The sequence below is a fragment of the Terriglobia bacterium genome (assembly GCA_020072815.1).
Lineage (GTDB): Bacteria > Acidobacteriota > Terriglobia > Terriglobales > Acidobacteriaceae > Angelobacter.
On sequence record JAIQGE010000005.1, the window covers coordinates 186,347 to 212,446 of the forward strand.

The window sequence follows — 26,100 nt, forward strand, 5'->3', positions numbered from 1 at the left end:
TGGCTCATCCGTGAGGTTGCGGCCCCTTGGCTGGCTCCGCTTAGTTATTTCCCAGGTCGCGCACGGTCAGCACCGGGCATGGAGCCTGGCTGACCAGCCGGTAAGTTACCCCGGCGGCAAAGTGCGTGCTGAATTCTTTCTGGAACGGCAGCCCCAGGACGATCAAGTCCGGGCGCTCTTTTTCAGCGTAGCCCAGCACTTCCAGGTCCGGGTTGCCCACTTCCACAATCAGTTCCGGCTGGCACCATTGCCGGGCATCGGGCGGCACCAGTTTCTCCAGCTTTTTCCTGGAATCGGCGACCAGCTCGGCAGTGTTGCTCTGGAAAGCTTCGTCCTGTGTCACCACGTGCATCAGCATCACCTTGCCATGTGTTTCGCGGGCGAAGGAGAACGCGTAGGTCGCGGCAAAGTCAGCATGCGATCCCAGGTCGGTGGGAAACATGATGTTGTCTGCGGTGAATCCCTTGTAGGGCCTTCCGTTAACGTGCGGGCCCACGGTCAGCACCGGACAGGTGGTATTGCGGAAGATGAATTCCGCCGTTGATCCCAGCATGAACCGGCCGATCCCGCGGCGGCCATGCGTGCCGATCACTACCAGGTCAATCCCGTTCTCCTTGATCCAGCGTGGCAGGGCGGATTCCACCGTGCCATGGACGAAAAGCGGATGAGTGACCACATCTTTGTCTTTTACCAATGTATCCAGCTGCTTGCGGCTGCTCTCCACAACTTCATCCACTACGTTGAGCGCCGCAGTCTCGCTCAGGACCACTGGGTCACAGGCGTGCGCGGGGAAGAGCTGCGCTTTGAAATGCCGGGCCAGACCCAGAGCGTAAGACAAAGCGCCTTCCGAAGCTTCGCTGAAGTCGGTAAGGAATAAGATGTTCTTGAAGGAAATACTCGTAACGGTTTCCAGGGCTTGCATAAAGACCTCCTCAAATTGAACTCAGCCTCAACGGTGGCCCCGAGTTCGCCTTCCATGGCTGCTTGGGTCACGGTGCAAGCGGTTGGCGCCGGCTGTAATCGCGCACCACTGTTCTTGAAGCCTAAATCCGGTCCCACCAAGTATTCTGCCTTCGCCGCAGACCGGCGGCAGTGACCTGCATCACGCAAGTAAAAGCAAAGAAGGACGCGAGGTGACTCGCATCCTTCTTTGAGGTAATAGCCAATCGTAGCTTTTTGAGTAGCAACTAGGTCGTTGCAGTTTTGAGAAGTTGTTCGTCACCTCCTTCTTGAAGTTCTTTGACAAGATTCTCATCCTGTTCAAAAAGCCGCTTGAGCTGCTTCAGGTCATGGTCCAGCACTTTTTCCGGATCAGCGCCGAACAGTTCGGCCAGGAAGCGCCCCAGGATTCCCGCCGGCGGGCGATAAAACATGCGGACGCGCAGCCGGGTGCTGGCGTCGTAGTTGGCATCAAAGCGCGCGATGCCAAAATTCCCAACCATGGAACCGGGCAGGCTCTTCCATTCCACCGTGGTGTTGGGGACGGTCTGGGTAATCATGCCCTCCCATTGAATGGGTATGTTCGCCGGACCAACGATGGTCCAGCGGTACAGGTTCTCACCCAGCCGCTCAATATTGGAGATATGAGAAAAGACCTTGGGATAATTCTCCGGGTTGGTCCAGAAGCCGTAAAGGTCGGAAAGGGGAGCATTGATGGTGATGGTCCGGTCCAGCTCGTAACCGGGAGAGTCTTGCGAAAGCGCAAGCATGGAGTAGGGGTTTCTTTCGAGCAGGCTGGTCGCGGCCATTCCGGCGCCCAGTAGGGAAAGGATCAATCCGGGGTTGTCTTTCCGTTTCCAGCCGTACACCGCGGCAGCGGTCCCCAGCGCGCCGACCACCAGCCTCTTGGATGGGTTCCAGTTGAGCAGCGTTTGCTTGCGTATCGCATGATAGGAATCGGGTTCATTTTCAGCCGGAGGCACTGGATGAATCTCAAGGTGGTCCAGCACTTCGTTCACTCCGTCCATGGTCTCTACCGCGTGGACTAGTTCTTTGGCTTCCACGTCCGGCGCGGTTCCCCACAGGGTGACCGTGCCGGCGTCAGACGCTACGTGGATTCTGTGCGGGTCGGAAACGATTCTCCCCATGCGCGAGCGGATCCGTTCTTCCAGTACGCGGTCTTCCGGCGGCCGGTGATGAAAGCCCGGCCATACATGACTGGCCAGCCCGGAGAGCCTGTGCTGGCTGTCGCGCAGGCTTTTGGAAGCGGCTTGGCCAACGTCTTTCGCCAGGCGCCCTGCTTTCTTTGTGAAAAGATCACGGCGCTCTGCACCGCGTTTGGGATCAAGAAAATAATAGGCGGCTGCTCCGGCGGCAATGCCGGTCAGCAGCGTCCAGCTGGCGGTTCTGTTGCCGGCCATTAGACACCTCCTTGCGCTCAAGCTCAGTGTCGCTCGGGGCAGCGGATTTCACCGTGATGGTCATCACTTGGTGCGCGCACGCACGAACCGTGAGCGTACGTCTCGCGACACGTCGCGGCCAGCCGCGCAATCGGCGGCTTCCCGCATATTTACTGGGGGAAAACAGGTGTGATGGCCATCACATCCCCTTTGTGATTGGCGGCTTAGCCTATAGGGGTGATTTGAGTGCAGCATAAAGAAGAGAGGTACCATTCATGACCGCGGCCTATAACCTTCATATCATTGAGAACTGCCTGAAGTGCGATTTTCGCGAAGACCATCTGTTTTGCAATCTGCCTCGGGAAGCGCTGATCAAGCTGCAAGCGATCAAAGCGACGTCCGTCTATCCCAAGGGAACTCTGCTTTGCCTGGAAGGCCAGTCGCCGCGTGGCATTTATATTCTGTGCACCGGCCGGGCCAAGCTCTCCACCACGTCAGCCGAAGGCAAAAGCATCATCTTACGTATTGCCGAGCCGGGCGAAGTCCTGGGTTTGACCGCCGCCGTTTCCAACACGCCTTACGAAGCCACCATTGAGACCATGGAACCCAGCCAGGCGAATTTCATCTCGCAAGGAGACTTTGTCAAGTTCCTGCAAGAATTTCCTGACGTGGGCCTGAAGGTGGCCCAGCAGCTTACCCATAACTGCAAGTGCGCTTACAGCGAGATCCGTTCGCTCGGACTTTCCAACTCCGTGCCGGAAAAGATTGCCAAGCTCTTGTTGAGCTGGGCGCAGAATCCCGTCAACATTCCCCGGAGAATTGACCAGGGTATACCCATCCGGGTAACGCTCACGCAGGAAGAGATCGCGCAGTTCGTAGGCACCACCAGGGAGACCGTTTCCCGCGTGCTGGGTGATTTTCGCAAGAAGGGCTGGCTGAAGATCAGAGGAGCGACGTGGTGCATTTTGGACAAGCCAGCTTTAGAGAAGATGGTGACCACGTAAAAGGGCCGTCACACGTCTTGGTGACCGCCATCACTTACGCGCGGACTAGAGGCAGGCTATAAGTTCTCAAATGGATTCCACAATTGTTGCAAAGGATGATGCTGTGAATGACCTTTATGAAGGCCTGTCGGCGGAAGCGGTCGAAGAATTGAAAAAGCATGAACACTCCGCGATCGTCCCCAGCGGCGGCAAGCTGATTGAACATGGCGTCCTGCCGGAGAATTTGGTCATCGTCAACTCCGGCGCCGTGGACATTTCTGTTCCCGCTGCCGGAAGCCACGTCTCGCTGGGCTCTGCCGGTCCAGGCAAAGTCTTTGGTATGCGCGCGGTGATCGCCGGAGAGACCCCTGAGATCAACGTAACATGCCTGGACGAATGTTCGGTCACGCTGGTCCCCCGGAAAGAATTCATGGCCATACTGCAAAAGTATCCCAACATCTACTTTGCCGTGGCCCGCGTGCTCAGCGCTGATCTGAAAATTGCCGACCGCCTTATTCGCGATTGCTCGCGCCGCCCGGTCCTGGTCAACCGTGCCAAGGTCGGACAACGGATGTGACGATGGTCACAGCGGCAGTTTGCGCGGTTTGTTAACGTGTGTTGTAAATGGACTCTTCTTCCAGCGCCTTGGCATCGGGGGAAGCCCGGCGCTGGAAGAAGCTGTCCAGATCAAAAAAGCGCTCCTAATCGCTTTTCGTCAAAAAGAGAGTCGGCCATCGGCTCTCTTTTTCTTGCTCCAGAGGCGGCCGGCAAATCCTTAATATGTCCTAAATTGAACAAGTCCTAATTTGTTCAGAGAGAGTACTAAGTATATTTTTGATCGGCAAATCATTTGCCGCGCACATTGTGATGCGCGTAAGATTCTCAGGTTAGTTCTGCTGCATCAGCGTGTTCCTTGCGGAGGACGCGCTGTGGTACCTGAGCTATCGCCCACAAAAAGCCCGCAAGTTCGTTCGCGTGTTGTGATTTAAGTCACAGATTCCACTTTGTAAAGTTTTCTATACTCCCTGCTTTGTAACTCCAAACAGGAGAAATGCGAGGCCCGCTCATGCTGGGAAATACACACCTGAGGTATACCGGGGTTGCTGCTTTCGTACTGTTGCTGTTGGCATTGTGCTTTGCCGGAACCAGGCTACAGGCCAATGACAAGAGCGCCGGTGCGAAGGACCCAAGCAATCAAGGCGCTGATAAAGGCCATAATAAGAAAGCCCCCAAAGCGGAAACTGCGGTGGATCCTGCCCAATACGTAGGCGAGGAAACCTGCAAGACTTGCCATGAAGATCAGGCAAAAAGCTACGACCGAGGTCCCCACTGGAAAACAGCGCTGGACAAGAAACATGGCCCGGAGTGGCAGGGCTGCGAATCCTGCCATGGCCCAGGCAAGGCGCACGCCGAATCAGCCGACCCGGAGAAGATCATCCACTTCGGCGGCCTGTCGCGGGAAGAGTCTTCCAAGCGATGCTTAAGCTGCCACGAGTTCGGCGAAGAGCACAGCAATTTTCTTCGTTCGCAGCACCTCAAGAACAATGTGGGATGCGTGGATTGCCACTCCGTCCATTCGCCCAAGGTCAACCGGCAATTGCTGAAAGCCGCGCAGCCTGCTCTGTGCTACTCCTGCCACCAGGAAGTGAAGCCTGATTTCTCCAAGCCCTTCCACCATCGGGTGAATGAAGGCTTGGTCAATTGCACCAACTGCCACAACCAGCACGGCGGCTTCTTGTCTCGTCAATTGCGCTCCACCGCCGCCCAGGACCAGGTTTGCTTTAACTGCCACACTGACAAAGCAGGTCCCTTCGCCTGGGAGCACGCGCCCATCAAGACTGAGGGCTGCGTCTCCTGCCATACGCCTCACGGCTCCAGCAATCCGCGTCTGCTCAAGCGCAGCAACGTAAATCTGCTTTGCCTGGAATGCCACACGCTCACGGTGGATGCACCAGCTCCGGCGGCTCCCTCGTTCCATAACCAGGCCACGAAGTATCAAGCTTGCACTTTGTGCCACACAGCAATTCACGGTTCCAATTCAGACCGTGTGTTCTTCAAACCGTAAAACGGAGGTGATGAGATGAACAAAATTTTACACACGCTCGATATGTGGCCATCGCGCCTTCTGTTGATCGGAATGGGACTGTTTGGCCTTACACTTTTCGCGCAGACGCCCGGTGACAGTGCGGCTGCCCCTGCTCCGCAGCACCAGACGGACAAGGACAAGGACAAAGACAAAGACAAGAAACCGGCCGCCAAGAAAGATGATTCCGGCCGCCAGCCTGATCTGGGCGTGGCCATTGATTCCGGCCGCAAGTCTGACGCGTTGGGCACCTGGATCACTTCAGAGCACAACCAAGGCGAGACCGGCGGACCGTGGATCGTCAAGCAGTCCGTGGAATTCGGCGGACGTTTCTCTGACTTTACCGGCAACACCGGCACCTGGGACACGTTCGTCAATCTAGGCACCGGCCCCCGCTTGATGGAGTACACGCTGGACCTGCATTCGCCCACCCACACCGGAAAGCTATTTGACGATCTTACCTTCAGCAACTTCGGCTACGGTGGCGATCCTAACAACGTCAGCCGCGTCCGCGCGCAGAAGGGCAAGCTTTACAGCTTCAGTGGCGGGTTCCGGCGCGACCAGAACATTTTCGATTACGATTTGCTTGCCAATCCGCTCAACCCGGCAACGTCTGTTCCGAACGTTCCGATCCTGCATTCGCCGCATGAGTTCCTGCTTACCCGCAGGATGAGCGACGCCAATCTCAATCTTTTTCCCGTCGGCAACGTCAGGTTCAAGCTGGGTTGGTCCCGGGTGGTGAACGAAGGCACCAGCTTCTCCACCGACCATCAGGGAACCGAGGGTTTGATTCAGCAACCGACCCTGAATACCACGGACAACTACAACTTCGGTGTCTCACTGCGCGTGATTCCCCGCACCAACTTCAATTACGACCAGTTCTATACGTATTACAAAGGGGACACCACCGGGTTTCTGGCCTCTCCCGCCACCATGGGCCTTTTCGGCGTGCCGAGTTTCAGTCTGTCCAATGGCGTTCCTGTGAGTATTGGACTTCCATTTAATTCAGCTTCCAACCAGCCTTGCGCCGCGCCCATTTTTACAGGCGGCTTTGTCACTCCAACCTGCAACGCGTTCCTCAGCTACAACCGCGACGGCCGGAACCGCAACTCCTTCCCCACCGAGCAGTTCAGTTTTCAAAGCAATTATTTCCGGCGCTTCGATTTCTCCGGAAGGCTGAACTATTCTGACGCGGAAGCCAGCACGCCTTCCACCAACGAATTGTTTAATGGACAGAAGAGCAATCGCTTCCGCGGGCTTGCGCTGACCGGCTCGGCTTTGACTCATCGCATTTCTGTGGCCGGCGATCTGGCCACCACCATCCGGGTGACCGACAAGCTCCGGATCGTGGATGCCTTCCGTTATGACGCGTTCCGCATCCCCGGGTTGTGGAACCTGGCCACCTTCAACGTTTTTGCGGTGAATATGCTGACCGCGCCCAATCTGTTCACCCCGGCCACCTGCCCGCCGCCGTTTACGGCGGCCACCTGCCCGCAGCACGTGAGCGGCTCGGCGGCCGACGTTATTGTGGACCTCCGCAATGACTTCCTTGGCCAGAAGCGGACAGGCAACACGTTCCTTCTGGAATTCGACTTCACCAAGCGGATCTCGGCGCACGTCGGCTATCGCTTTGAGCGGCGGGAGATCACCCAGCGGGTTGATGATGTCACGATCTCCACATTCTTCCCCGGCCCGACCGCGGCGCTCGCCAATCGCGGCGCCTGCTCTCCGGCGGCGTCACATCCGCTGAATCCTGACGGCACCTGCACGGCCATAGCCCAAGCTGCCGATGTCGGTGCAGACTTTACCCAGATCAACGGCCATACAGGACTGATCGGCTTCTCCGCGCGTCCCACGGACAAGCTCCGCATCAGTGCGGACGCCGAGTTGTTCTACGGAGACAATACCTTCTTCCGGGTAACGCCGCGTCATTCGCAGGACTACCGCTTCCGGGCCAGCTACAAGCCGAAGGATTGGATGAGCCTGGGTGCGGCCGTCCGCATTCTGGAAACCCGCAACACCACCGGTGACATCGGCGGCCTGGGTCACAACCGCAGCTTTGGCTTCAGCGGCGCGTTCGCTCCTCCAGGTACCTGGTGGTCAGTGGACCTGTCTTACGACTACAACGACATCTACTCGCAGACCAACATTTGCTTTGTGGCTGCGTCCAACTTCAACGTGCCCGGCCTGGTCGCCTGCGGAACGCCGTTCCTGTCCGGCATTTCAACCTATACTGACGTTTCACACTTCGCTTCCGCTTCCTTCCTTTTCAAGCCCGTCAGACGCTTCACCGCGGGTGTGGGATACGCCGTGACCAGTACCTCTGGCAATACCTTGATCTTGAACCCCATTGCGCCCACCGGACCATTGGCGTCCAACTACCACCTGCCCACGGCTTCCGTGGCCTTTGAGGTGAACAAGGCCTTGACCTTGAAGTCCGGGTGGAACTATTACGGCTACAATGAAAAGTCCGATCCTGGACCCACGTTACCGCGCGATTTCCGTGGCAATATGTTTACCGTGTCTTTGCGTTACACCATGTAAGTTAAACTGAATCGCACTGGAGGAAGCGTAATGAAAGCATTGATTGGCACGATGGCATTTGCGTTGGTGATGGCCCTGGCGGTCCCGGAGCAAGCCCAGGACGCCGCGGCGCTATACAAATCGAAATGCCAGATCTGCCATGGTCCTGACGGCGCGGGCAGCGCTGCCGGCAACAAACTGGGCGTGAAGAACCTGCAATCGCCCGAGGTCCAAAAACAGAGCGACGAGGAGCTTTTTGAAGTAGCCAAGAAGGGCAAGAACAAAATGCCGGCTTACGACAAGAAGCTCACTGATGATCAAATCAAGGGGCTGATCAAATTCATCCGTACCTTGAAGTAAGGTTGGAAAAATCGGCAAGGCACTTTTTCTTTTGAGAGTAGACCGGCGGACCACGAACTGGATTTGTGGTCCGCGATTTTTGAGTAGCCAACGTGGGTCCCGGCCTTTAGTATGTCAGGGTTCGGCGCCACCGTGCTGCAACACCTGGAGCAGTTCCAGGGCTTCAAGCTTGCACAACCGCACAGCCGGGCCAGAAATCAATCTCATTCACGGGGGGCCGCAAGTGTTATGAGCGATCAGGGCAACCAACCCGCTGTTCCGGGAGACGCGCCAGTCCAGCGCAGACGCTTTGTGGAGGTGGTGCTGGGGAGCGGGTTCATGGCGACCGCCGCGGCTTTCATCTATCCTGTCCTGCGCTACCTGATTCCACCCCGCACCATTGACGTGGGCAGCGACTCGGTGGTGGCCGCGCGGGTGGGAGAGTTGAAGCCGAACAGCGGAAAGATCTTTCATTTCGGCAGCCGTCCTGGGCTGCTGGTCCTTACGGCGGATGGAGAATACCGCGCCATGTCCGCCACCTGTACCCATCTTTCCTGCATCGTGCAGTACCGGGCTGACCTGCGCGGACCCTGGTGCGCCTGCCACAACGGAACTTATGACTTGAATGGCCGCAATGTCTCCGGTCCCCCGCCGCGTCCCCTGGAGTCGTTTGAAGTCCAGGTCCGCGGTGAGGAGGTCTTTGTGAGACGGCGGCGGGAAGCCTGAGATGAGCCCTGCAACTGTAGTGCGCAAATGGCTGGATGACCGCTTCAATTGGGACGACCTGCTGGCGCCGTTCCGCAAGAAAACGGTCCCGCTCCACCGGTTATCCTACTGGTATTTTCTGGGGGGCATCACGCTCTTTCTGTTTGTGGTCCAGGTGCTGACCGGGATCCTGTTGTTGCTGTATTACCGCCCCGGACCCAATGAAGCTTTTGAGAGCGTCCAGTACATCATGACCCAGGTGAAATTCGGCTGGCTGATTCGCTCGATCCATTCATGGTCGGCCAACCTGATGGTCTTTACCGCGTTCGCCCACATGTTCAGCGTCTTCTTTCTCAAGGCGTACCGCAGACCCAGAGAGCTTACCTGGCTCACCGGCATGGTCCTGCTGTTCCTGGTTCTGGGCTTCGGCTTCAGTGGTTACCTGCTGCCCTGGAACACGCTGGCTTTCTTCGCCACAAAAGTAGGAACGGAGATTACCGGCCAGGTGCCGCTCATCGGGAAGCCGCTGATGATTTTCCTGCGCGGCGGCGATGAAGTCACCGGCGCAACGCTGACCCGTTTCTTTGGATTTCACGTCGCCGTCCTGCCGGGCATTGCGACGCTTCTCGTCATGCTCCACCTGCTTCTGGTGCAGCGTCTGGGCATCAGCGTGCCGCCCAAGGTGGACGCGGAATGGATCGCCAATCCCAACGCGCGTCGCGAGATGAAGTTCTTTCCCAACTTTGCCCTGCGTGAAGCCATCGCCTGGTACATCGCGCTGGGCGTGCTGGGGGCACTGGCGGCGGTCTTCCCCTGGAACCTGGGGGTGAAGGCGGACCCGTTCATCTCAGCGCCCGCGGGCATCAAGCCGGAATGGTATTTCCTCTTCATGTTCCAGACCCTGAAGATGATTCCGTCGAAAGTGTGGTTCATTGACGGAGAGGTGCTGGGTGTTCTGGCGTTCGGGGCAGCTGGCGCGATTTGGATCCTGCTTCCGTTCTTGGAGAGGTCGGCGCGCTCCCGCAAATGGATCAGCGGCATCGGCATATTTGCTCTGGCTTACATCATAGGTATGACCATTTATGGCTATATTGCAAAATAAGACGAGAGCTGTTCTCCGCTCTTCCTGGCTGCTGCTGGCGGGAGTCCTGCTAGTGTCCGTGGGCTTGGCCCGCGCGCAGGCCAACGCGCCGGCCAAAGACCAGTGTCTGGACTGCCACTCGATCTTGCCTGACAACCTGGGCGTGACGGAAGAGAAGTTCAGCCAGGACATCCACGCGCAAAAGGGCCTCACCTGCGCCTCATGCCACGGCGGCGACGCTACCAGCGACGATGCCGAGAAAGCCATGAGCCGCAAAGCCGGATTCAAGGGCCACATTAGCCGCAAGCAGATTCCGGAGCTGTGCGGAAGCTGCCATTCCAACCCGGACTTCATGCGCAAGTACAAACCCGGCCTGCGCACTGACCAACTGAGCCAATACCATACCAGCGTGCACGGCAAACGCCTGGCCGCGGGCGATACCAACGTTGCCGTTTGCACGGATTGCCACAGCGTGCATGATCTGCGGCCGCCCAGCGACTCGCGGTCAACGGTGAATGCCGCAAACGTGGCCAAGACCTGCTCGCGCTGCCACTCGGACGCGGCGCGCATGAAGGACTACAAGATCCCCACCAGCCAGTTTGCCGATTACAGCAAGAGCGTCCACTATGAGGCATTGACGGTGCGCGGCGATCTGAGCGCGCCCAACTGCGCCACTTGTCACGGCAATCACGGTGCAACGCCGCCGGGCGCCTCTTCCGTGGTCAACGTCTGTTCCACCTGCCACGTGTTCCAGGCGCAGCTTTTTGATGAGAGCCCCCACAAGCAGCCCTTTACCTCAGCTGGCCTGCCCGGCTGCGTGACTTGCCACAGCAACCACAACATCCAGCATCCCACCGATGCGTTTATCGGGACCGGCGATGAGGCGGTGTGCACACAATGTCATGTGCAGGGCGACGCGGGGTTTGAAGCTGCGGGCAAAATCAAGAGCGATCTAACGCACCTGGCGCAATCGGTTGACCAGGCAGACCAGATTCTGAGTCAGGCCGAACAATCGGGAATGGAAGTCACTGACGCCAAGGGTGACCTGGTGCAAACCAAGGACGCGCTTACCAAGGCGCGCGTGTCCATCCATAGTTTCCGTGTGGAACGCGTGGAGGCAGACATCAAGCCGGGTTTGGCAGGTGCGGAAAAGGATTACCGCGCGGGCCAGGAAGCTCTCAAAGAGAGGAACTTCCGGCGGATGGGACTGGGGCTCTCGCTGATCGCCATCGCCATTGTGGTGGCCGGCCTCTTGCTGTATCTCAGACAGATTGAGAGCGGAAAACCGACGACCGCCTAGCTCGAGCTGATCAGCCGTACACGCAAGCTTGAAGCCCATCTAGCTGGCGGGATTCTGGTCGGCCGCTTGCAGCGTCTGCGAAACGGTTTTCGCGTAATCCTGCAGCTTCTCCAGCGACGCCTGCAGTGATGCCGCCTTGTCTTGCAAGCCGCGGGCCCGGGCCACGGCCGTTAACTGGCCCGCTTCCATGTTCAAGCGCTGTAGCGTCGTCAGCAAATATCCCAGAGCATCAGCATGGGGCTTCCACAAGTAGGCTGATCCGGCTTTCTGGTTGTACTCGTCCACCTCTACGATCATCCGCGAAAGATAAGCCACAATCGTCATCATGAGGTTGGCGTAGTCAGAGCGGAAGCTCTTTTCGCCCGTGTGGTCCGCGCGGAAGGCTTCCACTTCCGCGGAGGAAAGCGTGATCTTGCTCTTCTTCACCGGAACAATGTGGGCCAGCTTGGCGTCCGACTGGCGAACGTGTTCTTTGATGGACTCGCGCGCGCTGTGGATTTTGCCTTCCTGCACGGCGTTTTGTACGGCCTGTGACGGCGGCACCGCCAGCACCTCAGCCTGCACGGTGTGCGGCGACCCCGAAGACATCCGTGATGGCGGAGTGACGCTGCTCGCCGGCGGCGGCGAGTGGGGAGCCACAGGAATTGCGGGCCGGGCCGAAGGCATCGGCGGGGGCTCGGCCGGTGCGCGGGGCTGCGGCGGAGGCGCCGTTCGGACCGGACGCTTGTTGTCCACCGCTTTTTTGAACCTGGATACTTTGCGGAAGTCGTCCTGCGCGTATTGGTAGTCTTCCGCCAGAATGTCTCCGGCCTCCAGTTCGGTCAGCTGCTTGACCGTGATGTCGCCTTCCAGCCGAGAGAGGATGCTACCGCCTTCCTTTTGCACGTTCTCGGCAAACGTCTTGATCTGCTTGGCCGCATCGTGGAACAGTTCATCGAACTTGCGTCCGAACACGTCATTCCACACGGCCAGGTTGGCCATGGAGTCGGGATGATAAAACGACTTACCCAGCGACTGTTTCAGTTCGCGCACCCGCTGCACGATCCCCGAGTCCATAATCTGGTCAAAATGCCGGAATTCTTCCAGTTCCTGGTACAGGTATTCAAACTCCTGCAGCAACTGCACGTGTTCCTGGGGCATGGAACCGTATTCCACCTCAGCCAGGGCGCGATAGAGGTCGCCTTCAAAAGCCAGAGCTGCTTGCGAGATGAAAAAGTAGGAAGCGTCCACCTCCGGGCGCTGCCATGCCGACGGGCCGCCCGCGGCCGCCGGCGGCGGATTACGGAACAGAAACGTAATGATGCAATCGGTCTTGTCGCGATCACCGGAACGGAGAGAGGTCTTGTTCACGAAATAGCGCAGCAGCGCATGCGCGACATCAAATCCAGGAAGCGCCTTCAGCGCGTCGCGCACCAAGGGAGGCGTGGTAGCCAGATCGAGAACGTCTAGCCAGTTCTTCACCTGCTCAATGGCCTGAGCGGGATTGTCCGCCTTTTGCGCTGCCTGTTGCACCAGGGCAGGGACGGGCACACCATGTCCCAGGCCTTTTTCCAAAAGCCCAACATAGAAGCCATGAACGGTGATAAGGTCCTGCAACTCCCTTTGGGAGTCCTGTGCCACGATCAACTCCTGACTTTTGTCTCCTGGCGGTGAGAGTCGGGTTTGGCGGTTAGTTTAAACCAGGTGAATGAGGGGAAACAATCCGCGGCTGTTAACAGATCGGTAACCCCATGTAACGCATTGATTCAAAAGCTACTTGGCTCACATCGTCGGATGGGCTACTTTCCTCCCAGCACCAACTTGGCAATAGTCTGCAACTGCATGTTGGAGGTGCCTTCGTAAATCTTGCCGATCTTGGAGTCGCGGAAGAACTTTTCGACCGGGTAGTCTTTGGTGAATCCGTAGCCGCCGTAGATCTCCACCGCCAGGGACGACACGCGCTCGGCCACCTGCGACGCAAACAGCTTGGTCATGGCGGCTTCTTTCACAAAGTTCATGCCTGCATCTTTCATGCGCGCGGCGTTGTACACCATCATGCGCACGGCCTCAATCTCGGTGGCCATCTGCGCCAGTTGGAACTGTATCCCCTGGAAATCAGAGATGGACTTTCCAAATTGCTTGCGCTCTTGCGAATACTTCAGGGCGCTTTCCCAGGCGCCGCGGGCCAGTCCCAGCATCTGCGCGCCAATGCCGATGCGTCCTTCATTCAGCGTCTCAATCGCGATCTTGTAGCCTTTGCCGGCATCGCCCAGCACGTTGTTGCCCGGGACTTTGCAATCTTCCAGAATGAGCTCGCACGTGCTTGACGCCCGTATGCCCAGCTTGTCTTCTTTCTTGCCCACGCTGAAGCCGGGGAAGCTTTTTTCCACGATGAACGCGGTAATTCCTTTGTAGCCCGCCGCCGGATCCAGGGTCGCGAACAGGATGAAGGTGTCAGCCTCTTTGCCGTTGGTGATCCACAGCTTCTGGCCGTTGAGGAGGTAGTCGCTGCCTTTCTTCTCCGCGCGCGTCTGCATGGCGAAGGCGTCTGATCCCGAGCTGGCTTCGCTCAGCGCGTACGCGCCCACGGTGTTGCTGGCCTGGCGGGGCAGGTAGCGCTTCTTCTGGTCGTCCGTGGTCCAGTGCAGCAGCGCGTTGTTGACCAGCGTGTTCTGTACGTCCACAATCACGCCGGCGGAAGGGTCCACTTTGGAAACTTCTTCCACCGCCAGAATGGCTTCAAAGAAGCTGCCGCCGGCGCCGCCGTACTGTTCAGGGATTTCAATGCCCATCAAACCCAGCTGGAAAAACTGGTCAATCAGTCCCTGGTCGAAGACGCCCTTTTCGTCCATCTCGCGGACTTTGGGACGGATATTTTCGTCGGCAAATTGGCGCACGTTTTCGCGAAACAGGACTTCATCTTCCGTCAGGGCCACCAAAGGGGACGGAGCGGCAGACGCATTTTGCAGGGTCGCTTGAGACATAACAAGGAATCCTTTTCAAAGACTTGAGCAAACCAAAAATTGTAACACCGCGAATGGCTGATTGCTGAAGGCTGAGTGCTGGCTGCTTCCCACTTGACGCCACCCGTTTAACTGTTTTTAATGCCAAGGATATGCGAGTAGCCTTCTTAGGTCTGGGAATTATGGGGCGGCACATGGCCGCCAATCTGGTCAAAGCCGGACATGAAGTGACCGTCTGGAACCGCACGCCCAAGGAAATCTCTGGGGCCGCCACCGCCGCCACACCGGCCGAAGCCGTCAGCGGCAAAGAAGCCGTCTGGATCTGCGTGTCAGACACCAAGGCGGTGCAAACCGTCCTGTTCGGGCCGGGCGGCGCCAGTTCCGGCCTTACCAGCGGGACCATTGTGGTTGACTCCAGCACCATCTCGCCCACAGCCAGCTTGAACATCATGGAAAGCCTGCAGGAACTGGGCTGCGACTTTCTGGACGCACCGGTGACCGGGTCCAAGATCGCCGCGGAGAGCGGGCAACTGATCTTCATGATCGGCGGTGCCCCCCACAACATCGAACGGGTTGAGCCTCTGCTGCGCGCCATGGGCAAACAGGTCATCCACATGGGCGACAACGGCAAGGGCCTCTCCGCCAAACTGGCCCAGAATATGAACATCGTGTTTATTTATGAAGGCCTGTGTGAAAGCCTTACCCTGGCCAAAAAGCTGGGCGTGCCCCAGGAGAAGATGTTCCAGCTGATTGAGGCTTCCATGATCCGCTCCGGTGTGGCCGAATACAAAAAGCCGTTCATCCTCAATCAGGACTACTCGCCCAACTTCCCGCTCAAGCTCATGCACAAAGACATGCACCTGATGATGGACGCCGCCAAGGAGCACGGCGTGGATCTGCCAGGCCTCACCAAGATTGACGAGATCTACGAAGAAGCGAGCAAGGATGGCCACGACGACCTGGACTACGCCGCCACCATCATGTTGCTGGAAGAACGCGCGGGGCTAAGGATCAAAGGCAAGACGCCATAAACATCGGCCGCATGTTCACCGGGATCGTATGGCACGGGCACTCCGGCCCGTGCGTTTGTTTTTCATCCCGAGCGTTCTTGCTTGAGGGCCGCAGGCCCGAAACCCTGAGCGAAGCCGAAGGGGAGGGATACCTATCGCGACCAACGCTGCTCAGGTTCGTACCGATCCGCGCCCATCTGCGAAATCCGCTGCAAAACATCTTCCTTCACCCCGCAAACACCGCCATCCCCGCTCGTTTCTCATACGCTCCCATGATTCCATCATGGCATGCCGAGCACTCCAAGCCGCGCTCTTGGCCGTCGTGGGTGCCGCGATGAGCATGATCAATCACGCACGGCGCGAGCGATAAATTCCTCCGAACCGCTTCCGTATCAATGAAGCAGTCGAAATACACCCACTCCCGGCAGTTGTTGGACCAGGCCTGTCCGCGCCAGGTTTCGCGCATCCCCGCGGCGACCATGGCTTCTTCCAGCGTTCTGAGATGCTCGCAAAGCATTAAGAGTCCTTAGCCCTGATTACGATACACGCTTACGATCTTCGCCTGCCAGCCTGCTCATGGTCGAGGCGTCGCGTTGCAATCGGCCGCATATTCAACGGGGAAACACGCATTTGTCTTCGGCACAGAATCGCCAGGCGAAAGTCTGTGATTAGGGAAATTAATGAGACGCGCACTATCATCCGATACTTTGGTAACCACTAGATAAGCAGAAGCAAGATCTCACACAGGGTGTGTGAGCTGAAATCAAGCTCCTTCACTCTGAAGCAACAAATGGCCGGCGTACGCCCGATTCGTCCGCTTGCCAGGGGCCCAGGTCCGGGGCAGCGCGATGACTGTTCGCGTTGGCAGCTAGCCCGGCGCTGTTTCACTGACGCAGACCGCGGACGTTTCTTCAGTCCGCACCTCCTCACCATGCCAGAACTTCCGGGGGGGCCTGTACCGGGACAGGAACCAGCAACCACAGCCGAAAAATAAAAAAGATTGTTGCAAGAACGGCGTGCTCCTACGACCGACTCAAGGAGCGGAGCGTGCGTGCGCCGTTGTGTCGAGACAAGGGCCGATCAGGCATTTGCCGTGGCTCGCCTGTTGGCTCGGACACTTGCAGACTCGCGCTCCAATTCGAATTTGAAGGCAAAGGACGGCTGACCCTTTATGATGACGGACAAAACGAAACTCGCTGGCAGCTTGCAAAGCGCCCACCGCGATCTTCAGAATTTCGCAACAACCAACCTTCCCAAACGGGGAAGCGCAACGAAGCGGCTTTTGAGCATCGTGCTGCTCAGCTTGATCGCCATGGCCGCCACCGCCTGGGCCCAGTTGCCGATTCCAGCTTCTTCACAGTTTGATGTCACCGGCTTTATCCAGTCGGCCACGCTAGGCGGGCCCGGCACCGGCGCCGGCGCTGGCGCGCACCAGGGCGGCAACATCACCGTCAACGGCCACCTGATCACCGTGCCGTCGGAGACCATTGTCATCCTGCCCGCAAACGCCCTGACCTGGCAGGAGCTTTTTGCTTTGGCGCCCGCGCCTTACGGCCCCACCCAGACAGGCATGGCCCTGTCTGATCTTCCCGCGCCGCTTACCACGTATGAGGCGCAGGTAGTGGGCAATCGCGTGCTTGGCGGCCCCGGAGGCCCGGATGTCTATATCGCCGGGCTGATTTTCATTTCCCAGCACAGCCTGAATTCCGGCAACGGGTTTATCAACTGCATTAACCACGCCACCGGCGAAATGCGTGTGGGCGGAGTCATCGGTAATTGCGCGACCGGCGCTCGCGTACAAATCAACGATCCAGTTGGCCGATTTGGCCGTGTAATGTCACCCGACGCGCGCTTCTCGGTGGACGACGCCAACCCGACCATCGCCGCCGCCACCGGCTTCCCCATGTGTCTCCCGCGCGTCCTGGCGGACCCGTCAATCCCTGGCAACCCCGACGACGGCTTGTGCCCGCTGGCACAGAGACCCATCGCGGTCGCGCCGGCGGTTGGCTTCGCTACAGTCATTCAAATGAATGATCCAGTCGCCCTTGCCGGAGTGCCTCCCGATGCAACCATCCAGGCGCCGATGCAAGTTGGCGACTGGGTTACCTTTGCTGGAACATTGGTCGCCGATCCCGGCGTTACCGCTGGCCCCACGGCTGGTCCGTGGCCGGGCATTGCTAACACTTACATCTCGGCCCACACCATCAGCAGCAACGTCGCCATCTATACATGGCCGAACTCGAACCCGTCGTACGTGGCCACTGAAGTCGCACTCATCGGCACCGGCGGGCTGACGGTTGTTGGCGCCGGCGAGGCCGTGATCCGCACGCGCTTTGAGGGCATGACCACGGACGTGAACCCCAATCCTGCCTTGCAGCGTAAGATCCACCTTTACGGCATTGATTACGCTCCCATCACCGGCACGCCCAGCGACCGCGACTTTGGCACGATCGGCGTGGATCCGGGGCCGCCACTCGGAGCTGTCAAAGGCCGCTGGCGCTTCCGTCCGCCATGCGATCCCTTCGGGAGCGTTCCAGCCAAACCCGACAAGACTTGCGTGATGAACGCTGCCGGCAGCTTCCTGCCGCCGCCGCGCGAAGTACGAGCGGTGATTGAAGGCGCCTGGGTGCCTGGACAAGTTACCACCTTCGCGAACGGGATCATCGCCGGGCAGTATCACGCTCCCATCCTGGAGTACATCTTCCCGGAGAACGTTCCTGGCGCCCCGATTCCGGAGAACAACTTCAATACCATCCCCTTCCTGGCGCAGGGCGGGTACAGCTCGTCCACGGGAACCATTGCGGGGCAGCTCGATCCCTGGCCCAGCAACATCACTCCGATTCCGGCCTGCGCGCCTCCAGCGGCGAACGCCGGCGGTCCCTACGCAGTTGCCTCGAGCGGAACCGTGGGGCTAATCGGCACGTCAGCGGGGACGGGTCCCTTTACTTGGGCCTGGACTGCATCGGCGGGCACTCTGTCCGATCCGACGCTGCAATCGCCCAACTTCACGGCGCCTGCGGTTGCCGTGGCAACTTCCGTCAACTTGACGCTCACCGTGACCAATAGCTGCGGAGCCAGCACGGCCACCAGCACCGTAGCGGTCAGCGCAGCGTTAGCGCCCACCGTCAACGCCATCGCACCTCAAGCTGTGGATTCCGGTTCGTCTGGCAGCTTCGCGGTTAGCGGCACGGATTCCAATAACCCAGCGTCTCTGCCCCTCACCTGGACGGTGTCGCAGAGTGGCGCACCCGCTCTCACCGGTCTTTCCATTTCCCCAACTGGTTCCAGCGCGGCAGCAGTGAATTACACCGCGCCATCCGGTGTGCTTACCGTTACCAACATCACAGTTACGGTAACCGCGACCAACGCCGCAGGTGTCGCCTCGGCGCCGGTTTCCACCACTGTCACCATCAATCCGGTGGTTGCGGGTTGTGTGGCGCCAGTTGCTAATGCCGGTGGTCCTTACTCCGTCAACTCCGGCGGCTCGGTCTCACTGGCCGGCAGCGCTTCCGGGACAACGCCGATCACGTTTAGCTGGGCGCCGCCTGCCTCGGGCAGCATTGCTCCGCTGAATAGCGCCGCGGCAACCTTCACCGCTCCTGTGGTGCTTGCGCAGACCCTGGTGAACGTGTCCCTGACCGCCTCCAACAGCTGCGGCACCTCTACCGCCAGCTCAACGGTTACGGTGAACGCCGCTCTGGCTCCCACGGCCAACGCTGTGGCGCCGAAGACGGTGTTCTCGGGCGCGATCAATCAGACCGTTCTGCTGAGCGGTTCTGATCCCAACGTTCCGGCGCTTACGCCGCTTACCTTCACCGTGACTCAGGCCCCGGCGGGAACGCTGCTCGGCCTCACGGTGACGCCAACCAGCGCCACCACGGCGACTGTCAGCTTTAACGCTCCAGTGCTGCCGATTGGCCAGGTTGCCCCCACGGTGGTCACACTGACCATCACGGCGAGGAACACGGCTCCGCTAACTTCAGCGCCGGTAACCACCACGGTCACCATCAACCCGCTGCCCGACCTGATCACCGTGACGGCTGCGGAATACCGTACCGGCAAACAGCGGCTGATTCTGACAGCAACCTCGTCAGTCAACAGCGCGAATGTGGTGTTGAAACTGCAACCGTACCTCACCACTACGGGGACCATTTATAATCCCGATCCCGCAGCAGGCGGAGTCGGCAACACGTTCACCCTGGCGGCAGGCGTCTACACCCTTGATGTGGTTGGAGCTCCGCGACCAGCCTGCGGCAACGCGGCGGGTTATCAAACGCCGTGTCCGACAGCGCCGCTGGATGTCAGGTCCAACCTGAACGGCGATAGCGGCCTGTTCGCCTTGACCAAGATCCGGCAATAGGATACTGGTTCACCAAACAGGGCTGCCGAGTCTACCCGGCCCGGCAGCCCGCAACCCCTCACACCAGCAGTAAGCTTCTGCGACCTTATAGATATTGATCTACACCTGACTTGCCCTCAGGTCATAAGCGCGATGGCGAAGCTATTCTCCACGCGCCTTCCTGGAGGTGGGCAGAGCAGTCGAGGGCTCTGTCCGCCTCTCTTTTCTTACCTCTTTCAAAATAGAGTTTTGATTCGCTCGCGCCTTCCGGAAGTGGGCCGAGTGCAACCGAAAAATGGCGACCCGGACTTCATCCGTCCGGGTTTTCATTTTTTCCGATCAGATTTCCGCGGCAAAGTGTGAACGGTCTGGCCGCTCGCGCGCTAGAGCAATATTTGGCTCGGCAGTCCGGCGCAGAGCTTGGTGTATCTCAACAATACTTAACCCGCAAGAGTGTTGCAGGGGAAACGTTCAGGCACTAGAAGCCGTCTTATAGATGCTGTCTTGTCAAAGAGGATGGAAATTGTGAAAGCCAATCGGTTCGCACTATTATTCGCTATTTTTCTCGCAACTCTGTTTGCCGCTCTTCCCATCGCCACATGCCAGACCGGCGGGGATGCGCCGCGTATGGACTTCTCCGTGATGGGCGGAGCGGCCAAAGCTCCCGAGAACGCCGGCGCCCAAGCTCCCTTAAGCAACGGGCTCAACGTCAAAGAAGTGGCAACTTCGCCTTTCGCTTCCGTATGGCAGGCGAATTTCGGATGGCGACTGGCCCATGCCGGCCCGGTCGCCGTGTACTTTGAACTTCCGTTCACACACGTGCCTTCGCAAACGGTAGACTCCTTTGCCCAATTTGATGTCGGCAACACCATATTTCCGCAGTCAACCACAGATTCAGCATATTTTTTCACTCCCGGATTCCGTTTCCGTTTTTTCAACAAAGCAATCTCGCCCTACGCCGTTGCCGGCGCGGGCGTGGAACGCGCAACTTTGATACAAGACGGGTTCACCAATCTCAGTACAGCGCTGGCTGTGAACAGCGGGCTGTCCACCAGGAATTTCAAGGGCGTATACGATTTTGGCGGCGGCGTGGATGTGAAGATGACGCGGCTCTTTGCCTTGCGTACGGAGTTCCGCGACTTTGTCCGTACCGGCGAGACCAGCCGCATCGTCCCCTTGCCCTTCGGCGTGGTTCAGCAAGTGAGCCAGGCGCGGCAGACGTTTACGGTTATGGGCGGACTCGTGGTGCGGTTCTAGCGTCCCGGTTCGGGCACGAACTGGTAGCCCAGGCCGCGCACGGTAAGCAGATGTTTGGGCTTGGCGGGGACCTCTTCAATGTAGCGCCGCAGCCGGACAATGAAATTGTCAATGGCCCGCGTGTCAGTGTCTTCCTTCAGGCCCCAGACTTCCTCCAGAATCTCTTTGCGCGATACCGGGCGTCCGCTGTTGCGGATGAGATAGCGCAGCAGGTCGCTCTCCATCAGCGTGAGTTGGAATATCTGGTCACCTTTGCGCAGTTGCAGCTTTTGGAAATCCACGGTCTGCCCGTCGAAGGCGAAGGTTGCCGGCTGATCGGTGGCTGAGGCCGGCGGCTGCGCGGTCTGCAGCCATTCCTTGCGGCGCAGCAGGCCCTTGATGCGGGCAATGAGAATGCCCAGGTTGAAGGGCTTGGCCAGATAGTCGTCAGCGCCGCTCTCGAAGCCTTTCAGCACGTCTTCCGGGCGTCCACGCGCCGTAAGCATGAGCACCGGGACGTAGTTGTTGGCCTGGCGCAGTTCGTGGGCCACGGTGAAGCCGTCTTTGCCGGGAAGCATCACGTCCAGAACCACCAGATCAAAATGCTTGCCTTCCTGCTGGAGAAGCTTGATGGCGTCTTCGCCATTCTTCGAGACTTCGGCAGAATAGCCTTCGGCTTCCAGGTTGAAGCGCAGTCCTTGCGCAATGTGCGCTTCGTCTTCCACCACCAGGATGTGCGCCGCGCTCATATCCGGTACACCCTGGGCAGGCGGACGGTAAAGGTGCTGCCGTGGCCCTCGCCTTCGCTTTCGGCGACCGCGTCACCGCCGTGCTTGCGCGCGATGGCGCGCACCATGAACAGCCCCAGTCCGGTGCCTTTGACATGGTCGGTGGCCTGCGTCTGCACGCGGTAAAAGCGCTTGAAGATCCGCTTGAGTTCGGGACGGGGAATGCCCGCGCCGTTGTCGCGCACGCGGAAGAGGACGGTGTCCACGTTGGGCGTCAGCAGGTCAACCACAATTTCCCGCTGCGGCCCGGTGTATTTCACGGCATTTTCCAGCAGGTTGGCCACCGCTGTGCGCAGCTCTTCCGGATTGCCCATCAGCGTGATGTGGCCCGGTGGCTCGGTGGAAAAGTGCAGGGCTTCGGGAGTGAGTCCGTGGCGCAGCCGCGCCAGCTCCACGCTTTCCCGCACGATGGCGGAAAAATTCACTTCCTGCCAGTTCTTGCGTTTCTTGCTTTGCCGGACTTCGCTGGCGCGCAACACCTGCTCCACCGTGCCCATCAAGCGGTCGGTGTCTTCGAGCATCAGGCGGTAGAAGTCGTGGCGCTGCTGGTCATCAATGGGGCGGCGTTCCAGTGTCTGCAGGTACAAGCGGATGGATGTGATGGGCGTCTTCAGCTCGTGGGTCACGGCGTTAAGAAAGCTGTCCTGTTGTTCATTGCGGCGGATTTCCCGCACCAGGAAAATGGTGTTCAGCACCATGCCGGCAATGATCACGCCAAAAAAAATAATTCCCAGCACCAGCGGCACCACTTCCCGCCAGTTGAGCACGATCCAGCTGACGTTGAGGTAAATCGTCAGCCCCACCAGGCAACAGCCCAGAGTAATGAAGAATGCTATCGCCTTGGTACGGCTGGTAATCCGCATGGATAGCAAGATTGTAGTGGAGACAGACGGGGAATAAGAAGTGCGCAAGTGGGGCGCTAAAATGGAAATGGTACCTGGCGGACCGGAAACCGGGAACAATATCGGGAGTCCAGCGTGCCAAGTACCAATTGCTAAGTACTAAATACCGATTTGTTAATCGTCGCCGCCGGCGTAGGCTCCCACGGTGGCCGCGGGAATGGCCGGGCGTTTTTCGGCTTCTTTCTTTTCCAGCTCCGCCAGGGACATGGCTTTCACGTCCCAGGCCAGGCCCAGCATTTTCAGGGTGCTGATGCCGTACCAGTTGAAGTCAATCTCATACCAGGCCAGGCCGTGGCGGGCCGACTGCGGGTGCGCGTGATGATTGTTGTGCCAGCCTTCGCCGTGGGTCAGCAGGGCCACCCAGAAGCTGTTCTTGGAAGTATCATCGGTGATGAAGCGCTGCTTGCCCCACATGTGGGTTGCGGAATTCACCAGCCAGGTGAAATGCAGGCCGACGACGGTGCGGAAGAAAACACCCCACATCAGGAACGGCCAGCCGCCAATCGCGAACAGGATGATGCCGGAAACCGTGATCGGTACCCAATGCCATTTGCTGATCCAGGTGTGAAATTTGGATTTGCGAAGATCGGGGACGTAAGGCAGCAGTGCGTCTGACTGGTTGGCCAGCACGCGCCCGGTAATGATCCAGCCCATGTGCGACCAGAAGCCGCCATCGCGCGGAGAATGCGGGTCGCCTTCCACGTCAGTGTTCTGGTGGTGTACGCGATGTACCGCCACCCAGAAGAACGGTCCGCCTTCCAGCGCCAGCGTGGCGCAAACAGTCAGGAAGTATTCCACCCACTTAGGAGTTTTGTAGCCGCGATGCGTGAGCAGCCGGTGGTAACCCATGCCGATCCCCGGGCCGCCGGCCACGAACAGCAGCGCCATGCCCACAAAAAACGCAGGCCAGGTAAACATGAAGAGCGCGGCAATGGCTCCGATATGGAACGCCACCATGAAAAAGGCCGTCAGCCAATTGATGGGTTCATGAAATGTTCTGTCGTGCTTCAAGGTTTCCATTTGTCCGTTTGCTCCTGATTCAAGCCTTGGGGGGAATCTGCGCCTGTATTTCAACCCTAACAGGAAGGCGGCAATCCGTTTGTAATACTTGTGTAATCTAGAAGTTACGGGCGATATGGGACTCGCACAACCGCATAAAAACAAAGCCCAAAATGGAACGGCTTGCCTTTTAAAGTTGCACTGCAGGTGCTGCTTGACGAAAGCCCTTTGCTAGAATTCGCCGAAGCACCGGAGTCGCTGTCCTTCTGCGCCTGGGGGTGCCCGAGGAAAGTCATGAAATGGAACATTGCGGTGAGTGCCGCTTGCGTCCTGCTGCTGGCGATGAATGTTGCCCTGATCCGCCAGAACCGGCAGCTCAAGGCCCAGCTTTCCGCGCCACCACCCGCCATGGAGGCCCAGCCGGGCAGCCATGTGCCCGACCTGCAGGGCTATGACGTGACGGGTAAACCGCTGCAGGTGGCTTACGGAGAAGACTCGCGCAAAGTGCTGCTGTTGGTCTTTTCGCCTACCTGTCCGTTCTGTGGAGAGAATTGGCCGAAGTGGTGGCAACTCATGCCGGCGCTGGATCGCGATACGGTCCGGACGGTGGGCGTGGACCTCACCGCCACATCAACCGCGGCTTTTCTCTCTCAGCACCAGCTTGCCGATGTTCCCGTCTTGCTGCGAATCGATCCCCAGGCGACCCTGAACTACCATTTTTCGATGACTCCGCAAACCATCCTTGTTGATCGCACCGGAAAGGTGGAGAAAGTCTGGTCAGGAGTCCTCAGTGACTCGTCGCTGGCGGAGATCAAGCGGCTCGCCCGCGGAGACAAATCTGCATTCGCACAGCAGCCCGTTCTGGAAGTGAAATGAAAGGAGCCCGACTCGATGATGAGAAAGATTACCAACCAATTGCTTTTCGCAACCCTAGCGGCCACCGTTTTGTTCGCGGGGGCGGCCTCCGCAAGGCAACTGACAACTTCCCCCAAAGCCTTTGGGGTTTGCAGGGGGACATGCAGCGCGACGGTGCATTGCTCTGGGACCTGCTTCTGCTGGATACCCAGCGGGACCACCGGTTTCTGCGTCCAGGACCCGCCGGGACTGAAAAAAACGGCCAAGAAGTAGTGTTCCGCTGGAGTGAAAGAAAGGCGTTTTCCCCTTGATACTTCACCGGCGTGCCAATCGCGCGCCGGATTTTTTCTTTCTCCAGCTGATAGGACCGCGCCTTCTCACCGCCTATAGCCCGCGATAGAGCCCGCCATCGGCCAACAGAGTCTGCCCGGTGATGTAAGAAGCCCGCTCCGAAGCCAGCCAGACGATGGCTTCAGCGATCTCCTTGGGTTCGCCCAGGCGTTTCACCGGTGCGTCCGCGGCCCACTGTTCGTAGATCTGTTGCGGGGCGACTCCGGCTGCCAGCGCGCGGACGCCGGCCAGTTCCTGCAGGCGTTCCGTGGCCGTGTAGCCCGGCGCCACGTTGTTCACCAGGATGCCGTCTTTGCCAAACTCGTTGGACAGGCTCTTCACCAGTCCCACCACGGCGGCGCGGACGGCGTTGGACATGATCAACTCAGCGACGGGCTGTTTCACGGTGACCGACGTGATGGTGATGATCCGTCCCCAGCGATGGCGCTGCATGTAAGGAATCACCGCTTTGGCCATATGGACCACGCTCATAAAGTTCATGTCCACGGCATGGCGCCACTCGTCGCTGGAGATAGACAGAAAATTTTTGGCCGGAGGGCCGCCCGCATTGGTCACGCATACATCAATGCGTCCAAAGCGCTTTGCTGCCTGCTCGACAAAACGCTGGACCTGGTCGGCGTCGGTCACATCCAGCGGTTCGGCGTAAATTTCCGCGCTGGTATCTTTGCGAATCTGGCTGGCGGCTTCCTGGAGAGTTTTTTCCGTGCGCGCGCACATGGCAACTTGCGCGCCTTCGCGGGCAAAGGCTTCTGCTGTGGCCCGGCCAATCCCCTGGCTGGAGGCGGCCACAATCACGCCCCGGCCTTTCAGTCCAAGTTCCATGGCTCCTCCATTGCTCGTTTCGGATAGCAAAGGTCGTTCAGCTGACAGTATGTGACTACCGCCCTCGCCCTGAAAAAAGGATCAGATTACCGTCGGGATCGCAAACGATGAATGTGCGAGCGCCCCACGGTTCTGTCTTGAGTCCCTGATGAAATACCACGCCTGCCGCCTGAAACTCAAGGAAGAGCGGCTTTGCATCATCGAGTGTGATGGATGCTGAGAGCAGATGTTCTCTGTCCCGAAGCTCCGGATTGATTGCGGGTTCGGGTAGAGATCGGAGATTCAATCTGGCTCCATCCCGGAAAACTTGTCCATAAAATGGCGGCTCACCATAAATGAAGGCCACCGCAAACCCCAGCTTTTTTGTATAAAACTCACACGAGGTTCCAACGTCGGCGACAAAGAGCTGGGGTTCGGCGGCAAGAAGTGTCGGTTTGGACAGAGTTTCAGCGTGTATATCATTCATAGTACGGACTCCTTTAAGGAGCGTGCGATGACGTTTT

23 protein-coding genes are annotated in these 26,100 nt (G+C 58.6%); 13 read left to right on the forward strand and 10 right to left on the reverse strand.

Translation table 11 applies throughout. The annotated features are described in order from the left end of the window. Positions 1-40: 40 nt before the first annotated feature. Both LAO20_08210 and LAO20_08215 read right to left on the reverse strand, forming a co-directional pair. Positions 41-922: a universal stress protein gene (locus LAO20_08210; GenBank protein MBZ5531400.1), complete on the reverse strand. Its 882-nt coding sequence runs from the start codon at positions 920-922 to the stop codon at positions 41-43. Positions 923-1,187: 265 nt separating this feature from the next. After that, positions 1,188-2,360, reverse strand: coding sequence for a BON domain-containing protein (locus LAO20_08215; protein ID MBZ5531401.1), 1,173 nt, complete (start codon positions 2,358-2,360; stop codon positions 1,188-1,190). A gap of 254 nt (positions 2,361-2,614) precedes the next feature. Between LAO20_08215 and LAO20_08220 the strand changes: the two genes are divergently transcribed. The 8 genes from LAO20_08220 to LAO20_08255 all read left to right on the forward strand — a co-directional run bounded on the left by LAO20_08220 (position 2,615) and on the right by LAO20_08255 (position 11,353). Next, positions 2,615-3,343, forward strand: coding sequence for a Crp/Fnr family transcriptional regulator (locus LAO20_08220; protein ID MBZ5531402.1), 729 nt, complete (start codon positions 2,615-2,617; stop codon positions 3,341-3,343). A gap of 103 nt (positions 3,344-3,446) precedes the next feature. Then, the gene (locus tag LAO20_08225) at positions 3,447-3,899 is read left to right on the forward strand and encodes a cyclic nucleotide-binding domain-containing protein (GenBank protein ID MBZ5531403.1); all 453 of its coding nucleotides are present in this window, start codon (positions 3,447-3,449) and stop codon (positions 3,897-3,899) included. A 474-nt stretch (positions 3,900-4,373) separates the two neighbouring features. Then, positions 4,374-5,387, forward strand: a complete 1,014-nt coding sequence (locus LAO20_08230) for a DmsE family decaheme c-type cytochrome (GenBank protein MBZ5531404.1) — start codon at positions 4,374-4,376, stop codon at positions 5,385-5,387. Positions 5,388-5,402: 15 nt separating this feature from the next. Continuing rightward, positions 5,403-7,949: a hypothetical protein gene (locus LAO20_08235; protein ID MBZ5531405.1), complete on the forward strand. Its 2,547-nt coding sequence runs from the start codon at positions 5,403-5,405 to the stop codon at positions 7,947-7,949. A 30-nt stretch (positions 7,950-7,979) separates the two neighbouring features. Next, positions 7,980-8,288: a cytochrome c gene (locus LAO20_08240; protein MBZ5531406.1), complete on the forward strand. Its 309-nt coding sequence runs from the start codon at positions 7,980-7,982 to the stop codon at positions 8,286-8,288. A 228-nt stretch (positions 8,289-8,516) separates the two neighbouring features. Continuing rightward, positions 8,517-8,993 carry a Rieske 2Fe-2S domain-containing protein gene (locus tag LAO20_08245; GenBank protein MBZ5531407.1) on the forward strand — a complete coding sequence of 159 codons (477 nt, stop codon included), beginning with the start codon at positions 8,517-8,519 and terminating at the stop codon, positions 8,991-8,993. Position 8,994: 1 nt separating this feature from the next. Further along, positions 8,995-10,074, forward strand: coding sequence for a cytochrome bc complex cytochrome b subunit (locus LAO20_08250; GenBank protein MBZ5531408.1), 1,080 nt, complete (start codon positions 8,995-8,997; stop codon positions 10,072-10,074). Further along, the gene (locus tag LAO20_08255) at positions 10,055-11,353 is read left to right on the forward strand and encodes a cytochrome c3 family protein (GenBank protein ID MBZ5531409.1); all 1,299 of its coding nucleotides are present in this window, start codon (positions 10,055-10,057) and stop codon (positions 11,351-11,353) included. The genes LAO20_08250 and LAO20_08255 overlap by 20 nt, the downstream gene beginning before the upstream one ends. A 39-nt stretch (positions 11,354-11,392) precedes the next feature. Here the strand turns inward: LAO20_08255 and LAO20_08260 are convergent, their stop codons facing one another. Both LAO20_08260 and LAO20_08265 read right to left on the reverse strand, forming a co-directional pair. After that, a complete protein-coding gene (locus tag LAO20_08260) occupies positions 11,393-12,973 on the reverse strand; it encodes a hypothetical protein (protein MBZ5531410.1) in 1,581 nt (526 codons plus the stop codon). Between the two features lie 158 nt (positions 12,974-13,131). After that, the gene (locus LAO20_08265) at positions 13,132-14,316 is read right to left on the reverse strand and encodes an acyl-CoA dehydrogenase (GenBank protein MBZ5531411.1); all 1,185 of its coding nucleotides are present in this window, start codon (positions 14,314-14,316) and stop codon (positions 13,132-13,134) included. A 173-nt stretch (positions 14,317-14,489) separates the two neighbouring features. On the opposite strand from LAO20_08265, the gene LAO20_08270 reads away from it, so the two are divergent. After that, positions 14,490-15,326 carry an NAD(P)-dependent oxidoreductase gene (locus LAO20_08270; protein MBZ5531412.1) on the forward strand — a complete coding sequence of 279 codons (837 nt, stop codon included), beginning with the start codon at positions 14,490-14,492 and terminating at the stop codon, positions 15,324-15,326. Positions 15,327-15,531: 205 nt separating this feature from the next. Here LAO20_08270 and LAO20_08275 read toward each other — a convergent pair whose 3' ends face one another. Then, a complete protein-coding gene (locus LAO20_08275; protein ID MBZ5531413.1) occupies positions 15,532-15,822 on the reverse strand; it encodes a hypothetical protein in 291 nt (96 codons plus the stop codon). Between the two features lie 765 nt (positions 15,823-16,587). Here LAO20_08275 and LAO20_08280 point away from each other — a divergent pair. Together LAO20_08280 and LAO20_08285 are read left to right on the forward strand one after the other, a co-directional pair. Next, the gene (locus LAO20_08280; GenBank protein MBZ5531414.1) at positions 16,588-19,665 is read left to right on the forward strand and encodes a hypothetical protein; all 3,078 of its coding nucleotides are present in this window, start codon (positions 16,588-16,590) and stop codon (positions 19,663-19,665) included. Positions 19,666-20,169: 504 nt separating this feature from the next. Next, complete coding sequence (locus LAO20_08285) at positions 20,170-20,901, forward strand: hypothetical protein (protein ID MBZ5531415.1); 732 nt, start codon at positions 20,170-20,172, stop codon at positions 20,899-20,901. On the opposite strand, the gene LAO20_08290 is transcribed toward LAO20_08285, so the two are convergent. The 3 genes from LAO20_08290 to LAO20_08300 all read right to left on the reverse strand — a co-directional run bounded on the left by LAO20_08290 (position 20,898) and on the right by LAO20_08300 (position 23,590). After that, the gene (locus LAO20_08290) at positions 20,898-21,629 is read right to left on the reverse strand and encodes a response regulator transcription factor (GenBank protein MBZ5531416.1); all 732 of its coding nucleotides are present in this window, start codon (positions 21,627-21,629) and stop codon (positions 20,898-20,900) included. The two genes, LAO20_08285 and LAO20_08290, sit on opposite strands and share 4 nt — an antisense overlap. Beyond that, the gene (locus LAO20_08295) at positions 21,626-22,531 is read right to left on the reverse strand and encodes a HAMP domain-containing histidine kinase (GenBank protein ID MBZ5531417.1); all 906 of its coding nucleotides are present in this window, start codon (positions 22,529-22,531) and stop codon (positions 21,626-21,628) included. The genes LAO20_08290 and LAO20_08295 overlap by 4 nt, the downstream gene beginning before the upstream one ends. A 153-nt stretch (positions 22,532-22,684) precedes the next feature. Next, the gene (locus tag LAO20_08300) at positions 22,685-23,590 is read right to left on the reverse strand and encodes a fatty acid desaturase (GenBank protein MBZ5531418.1); all 906 of its coding nucleotides are present in this window, start codon (positions 23,588-23,590) and stop codon (positions 22,685-22,687) included. A gap of 273 nt (positions 23,591-23,863) precedes the next feature. Between LAO20_08300 and LAO20_08305 the strand changes: the two genes are divergently transcribed. Next, complete coding sequence (locus LAO20_08305) at positions 23,864-24,445, forward strand: redoxin domain-containing protein (protein MBZ5531419.1); 582 nt, start codon at positions 23,864-23,866, stop codon at positions 24,443-24,445. Next, a complete protein-coding gene (locus LAO20_08310; GenBank protein MBZ5531420.1) occupies positions 24,442-24,735 on the forward strand; it encodes a hypothetical protein in 294 nt (97 codons plus the stop codon). The genes LAO20_08305 and LAO20_08310 overlap by 4 nt, the downstream gene beginning before the upstream one ends. A 73-nt stretch (positions 24,736-24,808) precedes the next feature. Here the strand turns inward: LAO20_08310 and LAO20_08315 are convergent, their stop codons facing one another. Together LAO20_08315 and LAO20_08320 are read right to left on the reverse strand one after the other, a co-directional pair. Further along, a complete protein-coding gene (locus LAO20_08315; protein MBZ5531421.1) occupies positions 24,809-25,597 on the reverse strand; it encodes an SDR family oxidoreductase in 789 nt (262 codons plus the stop codon). A 55-nt stretch (positions 25,598-25,652) separates the two neighbouring features. Continuing rightward, a complete protein-coding gene (locus tag LAO20_08320; GenBank protein ID MBZ5531422.1) occupies positions 25,653-26,063 on the reverse strand; it encodes a VOC family protein in 411 nt (136 codons plus the stop codon). Positions 26,064-26,100 lie beyond the last annotated feature (37 nt).

Excerpts from the sequence above, each read along its gene's own strand:
- LAO20_08210 (MBZ5531400.1), bottom strand. The coding sequence starts at position 922 with ATGCAAGCCCTGGAAACCGTTACGAGTATTTCCTTCAAGAACATCTTA.
- LAO20_08215 (MBZ5531401.1), bottom strand. The coding sequence starts at position 2,360 with ATGGCCGGCAACAGAACCGCCAGCTGGACGCTGCTGACCGGCATTGCC.
- LAO20_08220 (MBZ5531402.1), top strand. The coding sequence starts at position 2,615 with ATGACCGCGGCCTATAACCTTCATATCATTGAGAACTGCCTGAAGTGC.
- LAO20_08230 (MBZ5531404.1), top strand. The coding sequence starts at position 4,374 with ATGCGAGGCCCGCTCATGCTGGGAAATACACACCTGAGGTATACCGGG.
- LAO20_08235 (MBZ5531405.1), top strand. The coding sequence starts at position 5,403 with ATGAACAAAATTTTACACACGCTCGATATGTGGCCATCGCGCCTTCTG.
- LAO20_08240 (MBZ5531406.1), top strand. The coding sequence starts at position 7,980 with ATGAAAGCATTGATTGGCACGATGGCATTTGCGTTGGTGATGGCCCTG.
- LAO20_08245 (MBZ5531407.1), top strand. The coding sequence starts at position 8,517 with ATGAGCGATCAGGGCAACCAACCCGCTGTTCCGGGAGACGCGCCAGTC.
- LAO20_08250 (MBZ5531408.1), top strand. The coding sequence starts at position 8,995 with ATGAGCCCTGCAACTGTAGTGCGCAAATGGCTGGATGACCGCTTCAAT.
- LAO20_08255 (MBZ5531409.1), top strand. The coding sequence starts at position 10,055 with ATGGCTATATTGCAAAATAAGACGAGAGCTGTTCTCCGCTCTTCCTGG.
- LAO20_08265 (MBZ5531411.1), bottom strand. The coding sequence starts at position 14,316 with ATGTCTCAAGCGACCCTGCAAAATGCGTCTGCCGCTCCGTCCCCTTTG.
- LAO20_08270 (MBZ5531412.1), top strand. The coding sequence starts at position 14,490 with ATGGCCGCCAATCTGGTCAAAGCCGGACATGAAGTGACCGTCTGGAAC.
- LAO20_08275 (MBZ5531413.1), bottom strand. The coding sequence starts at position 15,822 with ATGCTTTGCGAGCATCTCAGAACGCTGGAAGAAGCCATGGTCGCCGCG.
- LAO20_08290 (MBZ5531416.1), bottom strand. The coding sequence starts at position 21,629 with ATGAGCGCGGCGCACATCCTGGTGGTGGAAGACGAAGCGCACATTGCG.
- LAO20_08295 (MBZ5531417.1), bottom strand. The coding sequence starts at position 22,531 with ATGCGGATTACCAGCCGTACCAAGGCGATAGCATTCTTCATTACTCTG.
- LAO20_08300 (MBZ5531418.1), bottom strand. The coding sequence starts at position 23,590 with ATGGAAACCTTGAAGCACGACAGAACATTTCATGAACCCATCAATTGG.
- LAO20_08305 (MBZ5531419.1), top strand. The coding sequence starts at position 23,864 with ATGAAATGGAACATTGCGGTGAGTGCCGCTTGCGTCCTGCTGCTGGCG.
- LAO20_08310 (MBZ5531420.1), top strand. The coding sequence starts at position 24,442 with ATGAAAGGAGCCCGACTCGATGATGAGAAAGATTACCAACCAATTGCT.
- LAO20_08315 (MBZ5531421.1), bottom strand. The coding sequence starts at position 25,597 with ATGGAACTTGGACTGAAAGGCCGGGGCGTGATTGTGGCCGCCTCCAGC.
- LAO20_08320 (MBZ5531422.1), bottom strand. The coding sequence starts at position 26,063 with ATGAATGATATACACGCTGAAACTCTGTCCAAACCGACACTTCTTGCC.